This window comes from Halorubrum sp. SD690R, from assembly GCF_005435035.1.
GTDB lineage: Archaea > Halobacteriota > Halobacteria > Halobacteriales > Haloferacaceae > Halorubrum > Halorubrum ezzemoulense.
The window spans coordinates 1-12,508 of record NZ_SGTV01000007.1; the positions used below are offsets into that span (position 1 = coordinate 1).

At 54.7% G+C, this 12,508-nt stretch carries 12 protein-coding genes and 2 pseudogenes; 8 read left to right on the top strand and 6 right to left on the bottom strand.

Annotated features, from left to right (window positions below; all coding sequences use genetic code 11):
- Positions 1-221, top strand: a 221-nt coding sequence (locus tag EXE41_RS05895; RefSeq protein WP_199240857.1) for a transposase, incomplete at its 5' end; no start/stop codon positions are given.
- Positions 222-464: 243 nt separating this feature from the next.
- Here EXE41_RS05895 and EXE41_RS05900 read toward each other — a convergent pair.
- Entirely contained in the window at positions 465-1,991 is a 1,527-nt protein-coding gene (locus EXE41_RS05900) for a DUF6498-containing protein (protein ID WP_137690514.1), read from the bottom strand.
- 1,122 nt (positions 1,992-3,113) lie between these two features.
- Here EXE41_RS05900 and EXE41_RS05905 point away from each other — a divergent pair.
- Complete coding sequence (locus EXE41_RS05905) at positions 3,114-3,530, top strand: hypothetical protein (protein ID WP_199237905.1); 417 nt, start codon at positions 3,114-3,116, stop codon at positions 3,528-3,530.
- Positions 3,531-3,663: 133 nt separating this feature from the next.
- Positions 3,664-4,419: a hypothetical protein gene (locus EXE41_RS05910; RefSeq protein ID WP_094494286.1), complete on the top strand. Its 756-nt coding sequence runs from the start codon at positions 3,664-3,666 to the stop codon at positions 4,417-4,419.
- A 92-nt stretch (positions 4,420-4,511) separates the two neighbouring features.
- On the opposite strand, the gene EXE41_RS05915 is transcribed toward EXE41_RS05910, so the two are convergent.
- Together EXE41_RS05915 and EXE41_RS05920 are read right to left on the bottom strand one after the other, a co-directional pair.
- Positions 4,512-4,727, bottom strand: coding sequence for a hypothetical protein (locus EXE41_RS05915; RefSeq protein ID WP_137690515.1), 216 nt, complete (start codon positions 4,725-4,727; stop codon positions 4,512-4,514).
- Between the two features lie 69 nt (positions 4,728-4,796).
- Positions 4,797-5,060, bottom strand: a pseudogene (locus EXE41_RS05920) (zinc ribbon domain-containing protein); the annotation flags it as partial.
- A gap of 115 nt (positions 5,061-5,175) precedes the next feature.
- Between EXE41_RS05920 and EXE41_RS05925 the strand changes: the two are divergent.
- A complete protein-coding gene (locus EXE41_RS05925; RefSeq protein ID WP_137690516.1) occupies positions 5,176-6,450 on the top strand; it encodes an IS4 family transposase in 1,275 nt (424 codons plus the stop codon).
- A gap of 13 nt (positions 6,451-6,463) precedes the next feature.
- Here EXE41_RS05925 and EXE41_RS05930 read toward each other — a convergent pair.
- The 3 genes and pseudogenes from EXE41_RS05930 to EXE41_RS05940 all read right to left on the bottom strand — a co-directional run.
- Positions 6,464-7,522 (bottom strand): annotated as a pseudogene (locus EXE41_RS05930) (RNA-guided endonuclease InsQ/TnpB family protein); the annotation flags it as partial.
- A 111-nt stretch (positions 7,523-7,633) separates the two neighbouring features.
- Positions 7,634-7,867, bottom strand: a complete 234-nt coding sequence (locus EXE41_RS05935; protein WP_137690517.1) for a hypothetical protein — start codon at positions 7,865-7,867, stop codon at positions 7,634-7,636.
- A 361-nt stretch (positions 7,868-8,228) separates the two neighbouring features.
- Positions 8,229-8,480, bottom strand: a complete 252-nt coding sequence (locus EXE41_RS05940; RefSeq protein WP_137690518.1) for a hypothetical protein — start codon at positions 8,478-8,480, stop codon at positions 8,229-8,231.
- A gap of 193 nt (positions 8,481-8,673) precedes the next feature.
- Here EXE41_RS05940 and EXE41_RS05945 point away from each other — a divergent pair, with 193 nt between their 5' ends.
- The 4 genes from EXE41_RS05945 (at position 8,674) to EXE41_RS05960 (ending at position 12,507) form a co-directional block, all read left to right on the top strand.
- On the top strand, positions 8,674-9,111 hold the full coding sequence (locus EXE41_RS05945) for a hypothetical protein (protein WP_094494283.1): 438 nt from the start codon (positions 8,674-8,676) through the stop codon (positions 9,109-9,111).
- A gap of 286 nt (positions 9,112-9,397) precedes the next feature.
- Entirely contained in the window at positions 9,398-10,390 is a 993-nt protein-coding gene (locus EXE41_RS05950) for a hypothetical protein (RefSeq protein WP_094494282.1), read from the top strand.
- 93 nt (positions 10,391-10,483) lie between these two features.
- The gene (locus tag EXE41_RS05955) at positions 10,484-11,119 is read left to right on the top strand and encodes a hypothetical protein (protein WP_094494281.1); all 636 of its coding nucleotides are present in this window, start codon (positions 10,484-10,486) and stop codon (positions 11,117-11,119) included.
- Between the two features lie 2 nt (positions 11,120-11,121).
- The gene (locus tag EXE41_RS05960) at positions 11,122-12,507 is read left to right on the top strand and encodes a hypothetical protein (RefSeq protein ID WP_094494280.1); all 1,386 of its coding nucleotides are present in this window, start codon (positions 11,122-11,124) and stop codon (positions 12,505-12,507) included.
- Position 12,508: the final 1 nt, after the last annotated feature.

A 12,508-nucleotide genomic window follows, 5' to 3' on the forward strand; every position in this document is an offset into this window, starting at 1 on the left:
CGGCGAACAAGGTCCAAGAGTTTGCTGAAGGTACACCGATAGAACTCTGTTACCTACCGCGGGGTTCACCGGAGCTGAACCCCGCGGAAGAGTGTTGGAGACAACTTGATCAAGAACTTGGGAACCGCCTGTTTGACACACTCGACGATCTCCGTGAGGCTGCTCTCTCTGCACTCGACCGGGTCGAAATCCCAGATGTGTTTACGTATTTATGTCCGTGAGTATGAACAAATATCCGGTCGCTGGGCCTCTCCCATCGCTCACCTCCCCCCCAACGGATGGGAGGCTCACCTACTCCCCCCGCGACGCTTCATTGATCACCCTCCGCTGGAAGGACGGCCCTCCACCCCGTCCACCAGTACTATCATTCGTCAAGTAGATGTATCTAGTACCGACACACCACCAATAGAGGTTAGTGTCCCAAATTGGTGGAACCGCAGCCTAACACTGGAGGGCCAACAGCATTAGTTATTGCTGATCTGGTAGATTATAAGTCCGACGAGCGGAATCACAGTGAACAGAAATACGAAGACACCCGCTGCTGCGCCGCCTTGAAACTGAGCAGCTATCACCAACGCAATCAGTGAGACGACTCCGAACAGAGTCATCGACACAAGCGACATACGGGGTGCTGTACTGTCTAACCGCAGCAGTTCGATACTAACTTCCACCATGGTGTCTGGCTCGTCTGTATTCGCATTCCAATTGGCACCAGCGTCACTGTCAGCGGTACTCACGTCGACAAGAGAGTCCGTGATTGGGGTCGTATCTTCGAGTCGTGGTAGCTTGGTCGGTCTGTCACCGCGGTCAACAAGTACCGTCGAGGTGTCTAACCACCTGTCGACGGCGTCACGTTCGATTCGGACCTCATGATCAGCTAGCGATTCGTACCGCCAAAGAGGGGTTTGAAACAGGGTATCAGTCGCAACAATGGTGTCCGAATCTAGCCGGTATTCAACACCAGCGTACCGGATCCAGTAGTCGAGATGGATGAGACCAAGCGGGACGCCGGTCCCAAGAAGCATGATGCCACCCGCTATTTGGGTAGCACCATCAAATACAGCAAGTGATGCGGCGAGAAAGGCGAGTGGTGTCAGCAACCATAGTCCAGGGTGTGTCCGGAAATGTGAGGCCGTAGGCAGTAGCCGTCCCGACAGCGACGGCCGCAAAACTGTGGGATTTCCTGATAGCGTTGTCTCAATTGTCTCACGCTCCGGGGGACTGTATGCGTCTCCACGACCGACAAGTGACCACAATCCCGCACCGAGACGGCCATCGTAGTAGTATTCTGCGAGATCGGTGAGGAGCCTAATTGAGACTACCACTGCGACGAGTGGTCCCGTCGCAACCCGTTCAACCGCACGAGAGGTCTCTCCACCCCCGCCGTTAGAGACAACCAGAGCTGCGGTGAGCAGCGCGATGATGCTCGCGAGGAGTACTGTTGCGCCTTCCGTGACGACACTCTGAAGAGCGGTTGCGACGTTGTGATCTTGGTAATCACCATCTCGAAAGTACGTAGTGGCTGTTCGCCATCCTGCTGCGATGAAAATTCCAAACGCACCAGCGATAAGCCACGACGAGATGTTGGCATCCGGATTCACATTTGCTACGGGGCCGACAACTAATGCCCCGACGAATAGCCACAGTCCGATGAGGATCGGTACCACGAACAAAAGTGTCGGAATCGTCAGTAGTCGGACGTTAGCACCGATCAGCGGGACTGAAATAGAGGTCTTTTTTGTGGCAATCGCCCCCAACAGGATTGGATCCCCATTCCGTTCCATTGGCCGCCCGGCAAACGTCGCTCGAACAACCGCCCAAAAACAGACAACACCGAACTCAAGCCAATATAAGGTCAGCAGTTCTAAAACCGATAGGTTGAACACAACAATCCCGACAACCGGAACCAGATTCGCCACAAGGAGGGCCGATAGTTCGGGATCCGGGAGGCGACTATCCCCCGTATTGTGAGTTGTGGCTGCTGAGCTCATCTACGGATGTGGTGACAAAGCGACCCGCTGCGCGTACCCTGGGCGTGGAACACAGACCCCTCAGGATCAATCACAGTTCTGTCTCGTGACTTTTGAACAGATGCTGTGGAGGGCATTCATGTACCTAACCGGTAGCGGATATAATAGTAGTAAGCCATTGTTGCTCGAGTCAGTGTTGATCACTGAGTACGGATTTATATCGACTGAGAGTACTCCCAATTGAAGTGAGGATGACAAAGGCCCCAACCACGACGAGCAGCCCTCCGAGGATCGGCTCAGATGAATAATAAAGCAGCCAGCCTATCGCAATGTTGGTACTGGCCAGTCCGATCGGATAGAGTGTCTGTTGTAAGTACATGGCTCTCAACGCTATTGTTACTGAGTTGCCACAGGTAGCACTGAAATATCTGTACCGAGGGGGCGACAAGCAGCGTGATTTCCGGAACTAGCTCCTAAATGACCTCTCAATCGTCGAATTGAGTGTTCTGTTCCCGACAACAGCCTGTCGAGGGCTCTTTCGCGCCAGTGCTCACAGATGCTGAGTTCGGGTTGCTCGTAGAACCCGTGCCTCACTGGGATTGAATACTGAAATACGCGCACCATCGTCTTCTGTAGTATCTGTGCGCTGGTTCTCCCTGTAACCAAGAGCTGATAATACAGACCCGACGAGAAGTACCGGTCTAAGCATACAGAGTGACGTGTTCCCTCTGCTGATATCATGGGATCCCCCTGATCACTATGTTACTCCCGTTGATTCGGGTGGTTGAGGATCTAAGCTTTGTGGACTGTCGATCTCTGGCTCTGCCACGAAGCCGTTACTCGTGCCCAAAGGGGATATTAGAATACGAATACATTTTTCAAAATAGAACGACAAAATTCTTGGCCATAATTAGTTTTACCAATGTCGCGTTAAAGACAGGTCGAAATTGGCCGGGGGGCTTCGCTGTCTCCTATATCTCACACCGAGCTTAATCCGACCGGCTAGTGACCGCCTAGCGCGACGGTCCGTGGCGCAATACCTCTACTTTCCGGGTACAAACTCTCCTTTGTGCCCGGAAAGTCCGCCTCTGTGAACGCAAGATTCTCGGCGCTGCTTTACCGGTTGCTACGCTAGGCGGGTGTGTGGACATGACGCCACAACTACGCGAAATCGTACGCACGGAACTGTTACGAAGTATCGTCTGGTTCGGAGCCGGACTCGTCGGCTGGCCGCTAGTGACGATGGAAGTCAGTTGGCTCAACCCGACACCCCTGACGGTCTTCGGACTTCCCGTGATCACCTGGGCCGTGTTGACGGCAAGTGCTATCGGAGTCCGGAGCGTGACCGAATCGGATCTTTGTGTCCAGACGACAGGCGGAATATCCGTGAGCCTCGCCCTCGGGATCATGCTCGGGGGTGTCGCCGCGGTGTATCTCGTCACAAGAGGTGGTTACTCCGCTCAGTGGATCACGCTCAGTTACGTCGCGGTCGCGGCCGTGACTTCCCTCTGGTACTGGTACGTTCACCCGACGGACAGGGGCTCGACAGCGACTACCTGACGCTTCGGGCCAGTCTCAGGGTCTCCGAAGCAGTTTCAATTGCTGAAACAGCACCGCACCGCCCTGTGGCCCCAACAGAGCAAAACATACAATTTGACTCGATAAGATGTTGTGCGTGACTGACTGATAACACATGGCCCTCCCACCTTGGATAACAGAAAAGCTGCCTCAGGACAAGCGGGTAAACACCAAACTCACCCGCCGCCACGTCGTCGAAACGATGTATCGAGCAGATCGGCCGTTCTTTTCGCTCCAGCAAATCCAACAGCAGATCAAGCCAGACGTCTCTAAGGTGACGCTCCGGAACCGGTTAACAGAACTCGAGGAAAACGGAGTCGTCACGACGGAGTCGTTCGCTGATTCACTAACCTTGTATTATCTCAACCACCCTGAGTCGGAGTGGCCGCTATCGCCGGAAGGAAAACAAGCGCTGACAGCCGACAAGACTACTTCGACGCATCCCCTCCGCGAATTCCTTAACCACCCACGCGTCCGTTCAATCTTCCGCGAAGAGCTCTTTCGGAGCATTGGCTGGGTGGCACTCGGGATAGTCGGGTGGCCAATACTGCTCAGTGAGTCTCCACAGTTACCGGTCAATATATGGACCGTGTTCGGGCTCCCAGTCTTGACCTGGGCGACACTTACTGTGGCGATGGTCAGCGTCCGGCTGCTGACAGGGAGCGACATTCAAGTTCAGTCACAGGAGGGATTACATGTCGTCTCACTATGTGGGATTCTATTAGCCGGATTCTGGGTAGCGTTCGCGATTTTTATTTTGAACTGGCCGCCACTGCCGACAGTCGGTGTGTATCTGCTTGCGACAGTTTCCTACTTGATCGTTTATAAACGGGTTGTCCTACCGGAAACTAATCTTCCGGTCACCACGTGATCTCTCGCCGACGCTGCTCGCGCTGGCGACGTACAGTAACTGACTGCCTTCAATATTGGCGACAGACCGTTTGAGACCCAATGTGAACTCTCTTATTCTCCGGTCACAGGCTCACTATCATCTCTGGTGGGCGCCACCGTGGCGCGGATTTCACGGACAAGGCTGAGGACAGATTCCCACTGCTCTCGAGACCCGGGGATTGCGTACTCTTCATTACCCATGTACTCCGCGAGCGTCGTCTGGACGTTCTTCGGGTTATCAACCCGCCGAAACTCTAGGTCGCGTCCTCCGGCGACCTCAACGGACACTCTCCCTTGACATCCTCCCCCGCCTGAAGGAGGAGGAATCCCACGGCACCGCGCCGCTGGTTTGGGATATTAGGGTTTACAGTCTACCACTTGATCCCGCGGTTGGAATCCGCTGGACAAGTCATATAGGTAGACTCCGGGCTGTGCCAACCAGCCGGTACTCCTATCCTCGTCCAAACTGGCCGAAGACTCGGAGTTACTTCCGTTCATGTTGAGACGGATGTTCTCCGCCCCATTCACGTCAGCGTTGAACGCCGCATCACACTCCTCGCAGACGTATAGACCGCGCTCAACACGCTGACTACCATCTTCTCTCCCACACATACAACACGTCCATCCGTCTTTAGTTAAGCGAGAAACCGCGTGATAGCGGCGGCTTATCGAGGCATCTTTCGGAAGGAATGAGGAAGTCCTGTCTGTGCACGACAAGGACTCCTCATCTCGGATTATGCGTCGGCTCACTACACTGTTTCCCTCTGAGTTCCTCGAAGAGCACGCCGAGGAACTCGGCGTGGTCGAACGTGACCGCAAACTCCAGATCCCTGCCTTCGTTTGGGCGTTCGTGTTCGGCTTCGCCGTAGGCGAAAGCCGAACACTCGCCGGGTTTAGACGCTGTTACAACTCTACTGCCGATGAGACGATCTCTCCGGGCGGATTCCATCAGCGGTTGACACCGACGCTTGCGGAGTACCTCCGCGACCTCGTCGAGCGCGGTCTCGACGAGGTCGCTGTTCCTAACGCTGTTGACGCTGATATCGACCGATTTAGAGATGTGATGGTCGCCGATGGAACGGTGTTGCGGTTACATGAGTTTCTTTCAGATCAGTTCGAGGCCCGCCATGAGGAGCAGGCTGGAGCGAAGCTCCACCTGCTCCACAATACCACAGAGCAGACGATCGAACGGATCGATACTGCCGACGAGAAAACACACGACAGCACCCTGTTCAAAACAGGGCCATGGCTTGAGAACCGCCTCATGCTGTTCGATCTCGCCTACTTCAAGTACCGCCGGTTTGCGCTGATCGACGAGAACGACGGCTACTTCGTGAGCCGGCTGAAACAGAATGCGAACCCGGTGATTACGGCAGAATTACGGGAATGGCGCGGCCGCGCCATTCCCTTAGAAGACAGGCAGCTCCGAGCTGTTCTCAACGATCTCGATCGGAAGTACATCGATGTAGAAGTCGAAGTAGAGTTCAAACGAGGGCCGTACAATGGGACGCAGTCGTTAGATACGAAGCGATTTCGCGTCGTCGGCGTCCGCAACGAGGACGCCGACGACTACCACCTGTACATGACGAATTTATCGAGGAAAGAGTTCTTTCCGGCGGATTTAGCGGAGATATACCGTTGTCGGTGGGAAGTTGAGCTGTTGTTCCGTGAGCTGAAGACGCAGTACGAACTGGACGAGTTCGACACGAGTGACGAACACGTGGTGAGGATCTTATTGTACGCAGCGCTGCTGTCGCTGCTTGTAAGCCGTGATCTGTTGGATCTCGTCACTGAGCAGGCGGATGATGAGCTTGTGTTTCCGACAGAGCGCTGGGCGGCGACCTTCCGGTCGCACGCCCAGCTCATTCTCCGCGAACTCGGTGAGTTCCTCGGCTACTCACCACCGCCGCTGCTCGACCGGTTGATCGAAGACGCTCAAAAGATCCACAAGCAACGACCAATCTTACAAGAGACGCTCGCTACCGCTACACAACCGAGGTGTGAGGCTTAACTAAAGACGAATGACAACACGTCTTGCTCGTGTCGCGCTCGGACACTTCTACGACCTTGATTCCTTCCACTTTCGCCTTGTATTCGAGCAGGTCCGTGAAGCGGTCGAACGCCCACCCGTACAAGTCGAGGTTCCCGTGCCGACCCCAGTTCTTTGAGCTACCATCTTCGTCCTCTCGGATACCCCCCAAGTCCCCCACGTTGATACGACCAACTTGGTTTTCAACACACCGTTGAACGATATGTTTGGCGAGACTGTGGAAGAAGTGAGTGCGCCGCTCCGACCATTTCGCGTGTAGACGGGTGGCTTCTTCGCCACCTGAGTCGTCGCACTTGGCGATCTCTTTTGGGAAGTAGTAGCCGTCCTGTTTCAGCCGGTTGCCGGGGTAGAGGTCAGCTTCCTCGGTACTGTACGCAACCGTGGCAAAGTTACAGATACCGAGGTCAATACCTGCCGTCTCGGTGCCGGGAGCGTCAGGAGTCTCAACTTCGTCTTTACAGACGAGGTGTAGTTCCCATTGCCCGTTTGAGTTGTCGTGGACGGCGCGAACCTGTTGTAGATTTTCGACGGTGACGCCGGGTGTGGTTTCGTACTCAACGAGGATGTACTCTCTCGCTCGGGGGTACTCCTTGTGATTTCGACCTTTTGAGAGGCGAACCCGATCGTTCTTTGAGTCGTGACGGATGCCTTTTTGTTTCCACGTCACCGTGCTACGCGGGTGTTCTTCGTGGACGCGACGACCCTGTTGGTCGTAGTAGTTTTCTTTGCGGTAGCCGGGTGGGTTATCTCTGTCATCATCGGAGCCGTACCACGAGTTGAAGGCTTCAGCGAGTTCCTCCAGAACGCGCTGACTGGACTGACTGTGCAGTCCTTTGTACTTGTTGTGGGTCTTCAACTCGTCTTTGAGGTCTCCGTGATCGGGGATTTCACCTGTTTCATCCCATACTTCGCGGGAATAGTAGTTAGCGACGTTCCAGAGCTTGCTGGCTGACCACCCGTGCCTGTCAAGCGACTCCACTACCTGACCGTGGTTGAGAATTTTCGCTTGGTGGGTGCGGTGGACTTCCAGCATCTGAAACGTTCTATAACAAGTTATAGTTAGGTCGTCAATAAAAGATCTGGCTGAGAACAGTAGAATATCCAAGCTTGCTATCGATAGCAGGGTGTGTCAGAGTTGTCGGATTCATCCCGCGCCTGGGCGCGGGTATTCTCCTTGTATTCTATAATATCCCTGCCCGAACTCGGTAGTTAGTGTATCGTGTGTCTCTGATGAGATAGTGACCGATGCGTCATCGACGGCCCCCTCAACGTGCTCTGGATCGAAGCCACCGAATACCTCGTTTTGCTCACGGTCGAACTGGAGTCCGAGGACCTCGGTCCAAACAGAGGAGTCCGCTTGAGTGAGTTCGACTTCCACTGCCTTCTGCTAGACCAGCCCACTCGCTGACTGTATTATCTCCGGTGTCGGCGTACTCTGCGTGTCGTTCGATGAGTCAATTGCTCCACATCCTACAAGGGAGGCGACACTTCCGGTTGTACAGAGAGAAAGGAATCGACGACGCGAGGAGGGAAGACCCATAGCGAACCGGAATATGATTATAAGTGTATGTTTTCCATCGTGAATTTGAACCGATAGACTCGCAGTTCTCACCGACCGGCTGTTTCAGGCGAGAATATATCTGAAGAATAGGATTTCAACAGAGCCTTGTGACTCAGAACCTGTTCAACACAGCACTCTGGAGAGGATTCGAATAAAGCTACAAAAGAAACCACGCCCGCTACTCGGCGAAATCAAGAATGAACAGCCACGCGGCTACGATCGCCTCTTCAGGTGGAACATCCTCCGTCTCAAGCTCGTTCATTAGGCCCGCAATACACGTGTCCCAATTGTGCTCGCCGGACACGTCTTCAAACGCGCTCTTGACCACGTGGCCGATGCGAATGAGGTCCGTCTGGAAATCCTCTCCGACGGGCGGGTGTTCATTAGCCCCTTCGACCGTGGTCGAATTCGCGTGATTATCGATGGACATCCAATTAGACCCAACGGTGACACCCACATCTGACCGTCGTAGACCGTATGTTACGTTCCATTTATGTATAGGAACCGCCCGGTCTCGCGTATGTGTCCGCTAGGACGAAAACAACTCGAGATTTTATATAAAACCGACATCTCAGAGCACCTTCGTTAACTCCCCTAGCAAAGGGCGACAATGACGAGACGTCATGGCGACCGACGGAGACCAGACGAACGCGAACGAGGCGGAACAGTCCGATAACGACCAGCTCAGTTTCCAAGAGGAAATCGAGATCAAGCGCCAGATGGACGCCATCGAGCGCGAGGCGGAATCGCTCAGTGGGTTCCAGAAATTTGTCCGTATCAAGAGCAACCGGGATCCGGACGCCACCGAGGAATTCCACGGTCAGATGGTGACGTTCATTGGCCAGCAACTCGAAGAAACAGACGAACTGGGCATCACTGAGATCAGCGCCGCGCTGTGGAACGAACTACTCCGCATCGAGCAGAAGGCTCAGAAGTCTAGTGAGGAGCAGCCGTCTGAGAAGACCCAAGTTGACTCGCAGGGGTCCTCGGAGCCGGCACCGGACGCGATTGAGTCCACGTCGGCGAGCACGGAGCCGACGCACGATCCAGCGTTCCAGTAGATCTCGACCGCTTCCGTGGCGAAACCGCCCGGAACGCGGATCGTCGAACGCCTTCGCCCCACGACGTTTCCCAAAGAGTACTGGGGACAGGGTCGGCGGCTAAATCCACTCTCCATAAACTTTACGTATTCTCCTCTCGACGTGAGGACCATGCGAAATCACATCTCAACGACACTTGGGGTGGCTGGATGAACGAACACGAGACATTCGAGATCCACCGTCGATCAACCGCACAGAACCCCGGACAGAGAGACCAGAACCTACGCGGTCAACAGACAGCTTAGTCATGGGTGAAAATGCAATTATCCCGGAGTGGTGGACCGAGTTCAGCCAGATTGTACTCAGCAGTCCCAAACTGACGCAGGTCGTCATCGAGATGGTCGAAAGCGAGGGGACTGCGTTTCTGGCTGAGCAGTTAGCTACCGACGTGACAGAACGCCGCCAAGCTATCGACAGCGAAGGCGGCCTCCCAGCTGACGAGCGGTATGAACAGTCGACACTAAGCGCGGACCTCAAAGCAGCTCTCGAGCCGCTCGGAATCGTCATTCGCCCGGCGAAAACCGAGCGAGACGATCAGTCGATTATCTACGGTGTCGGCTGGATCCTGGACTATCTCGCGAAACAGGATCTCGAAGCTGGCAGACCGGTCGAATGGTCCGGGAACGCACAGCAGGAGTCGATGATGGAGTACGTGCTTGACAACTCCCCCAGCGGGACGGTCAACTATCGCAATCCGGTCCCGCTCGAAGCGGTCATCTACACGTACACGAAGTCACACGCCACGCTGTCCGGTAAAGACGTCCACATCGAAGTCGGCGACCCCGGATCGTTCTCACAGAAGGCCACCGAATTCGCCGAAATACTCTACCGGGAGGATCACGTCGGACATCCGCTTCCGCGGTTCCCAGAACATCGCGACAAAGACCCGTTTAGCGACAATTACCACGACTACGCGATCGTCGGTGCAGTACACGACGTCGACCAGGTGAAGAACTTCGGTGACCTGAAGATCGATATCAAGTCCGAATTAAAGAACTGGGCCGCGGCCGCCATCGAACTTTACGTTCGTGATGACAGTGACGAGATCGACTCGCGGGCGGTCGAGGATGCCATCGCTGAGCGGGTGAACGAGTTTTCGAAATTTGAACGTGACACTATACATAGTCGATTCGGGACACGCGTCGTTCCGAACGACGACGCGATCGTGTTCGGTCTCTACTGTCGCCACGATGTAGCGACCGGTACGCATGAAGCCATCGAAGAGGTTCCGAGTGAGTAGTATCCAAACTGAGGACCCGAGAGTTAACCGAATAACTGCGAACGAAGACATCCAGACAACCCAGATACACCACACGCAATGACGAACCACAACATGAGCGTCAATTCGGAGCAGAAATCAGTCGAACAGCAGTGGAGAACATTACTGACGGATCGCGGCATTTCGGAATGGCAAGCAGAGGAGATCATCTCCGGACTCGAGGCACATCCACAGTTGCGAAGGCGGAATCCAGGTGCCGAAGAGGCTCGGAAATATCTCGGCAAGGCGATTCGGGACCATCCGTTCGAGACGTACGATGAGATCTCGGATCCAGAGTATATCCGCCGCGCAATGCTGGAGGTACTCGACGAGGGTGTGGACGGCAATCGCCAAGGGCCCCTCCCGTTGAAAGACGACAACACCCAGTACACACCTACAGAAACCGCGAGCATCTCACCTAACGAGGATGCCTTCGGGAGTATGACGGTGAGTTCAGAGCCGGTTCCTGCATTCAAATTTGAATCAGGAGGGGCGACTGCTGACGATGTTGACCAACTCAAACAGGATCTCGAACAGCTCACCGAGGAAACGGAGCTAACCCTCGATGATATAGCCGAATTCGTGGATACAAGCTACGAAGACGGCCATGATGCCATTGTTAGTCTGTTGGTGAACTCAGAAGTACATCTGAATGCACTGGAAGTAGCTCTGGAGGATCTTGGCATTCAAACCGCGGACTCTGACAAATAACGATGGAACAAACAGGCCGAGACGAGACTGTCGATGGACTACAGGCACCGAGTAGGAGCTTCATGCACAGTACCTCAGACGGGGAAATGCTCGCTCAAACAGCTCCTTCCACCAGCACGCTGAAGATCGAGGCGGAACCCATCAGGGGAGCGGATCTTCAGCGTGACCTACCGATGCTGAAGCTGGCGACGTTCGGTTTCCCCGAGGAGCTGATGCATGGCGAACGCCAGAAGTTCGGTCTTGCCCGGAACGTCCGACTGCTCAAGGCGGTCAGTCGAGCTCGATTCTACGAGTACCTCCGTGGCGACGTCTCGGCTAAAGAGACTGCGAACGATATCTACCTGTGCCAACTTGCCTGTGATGAGACTAACGAACGACGTCGTGATTTTCTTGAGACCGTAGACCAGTTCAGGATCCAATCGGTCGTAGATCGAGACTATCTGGAGGAGCACGCCCACTCATACGCGAGCACCTACGGACACCACAGCGACGACGTGCTTCGGGAGTTAGAGACCGAACAACGGCTTCTAAAAAAGAACATCGAGAACCAGTTGCTCTACGACGAGGTCTACAGGCCGTTAGAAGAAATTGCCGCTAGCTACGCGCCGAGTGTTGCGGAAGCAGTTGCACACGCTGCATTGGATATCCAAGCAGTGGTCCATCCACTTGATCAGTATATCCAGGACGACGTCCCGACGATCTCGACCGATGAAATCACGACAGAGCTGTTCCTAGAACGGTTTGAGCAGGCCCGCAGAGAGGTTGGGCGACTGAACGCGAGTCGGCCACTCTCAGAGATCGATCGCGTTGCCCTTCGACGTCGGTTGCTTCAAAAACTCCCGCCGAAAGGGCAAGGTTCGATCCATCCCGACCCACTACGAAGCGTACCGTTACTGGACCAGCCCACTGAATTGGTCGAAGACGATGAGACGATTCAGCAGGGTAAACAGAGTATGGACGAGGCCGATACGTTCGTTGATAGAATCCTCAACGGTGCGTTCAGGGTCGTTGGAAACCTCGGTGGCGTCGTCTATCCTGTCGGACAAGACAGCTCCAATGTACTCGTCAATCCGTGGGTTGCTGACACCACGATCGGAGAAATCTCCTATCAAAAACTTTGGCAACGAGAGTTCTTCGGCGACCACATCGTCACGAGCATCTGGGACGCATTGAAACACGAAGCGGCCCCGGAAGCGGTTTCAGTGAATTGCCCGTTCTGTGTAATATCGCCCTCGCTCCGGTGCGGCGACGGACTGGTCTGTGCGAGCGAGGACCTCCTCTTGGATATCAACAACCGTATCCCCGATTTAATGCGCGAACTATGGCAGATTAGAGCTCAATACGATGGCCCCCGCGAGACCACAGATTCGCCGGTAACTGGTAACTAAC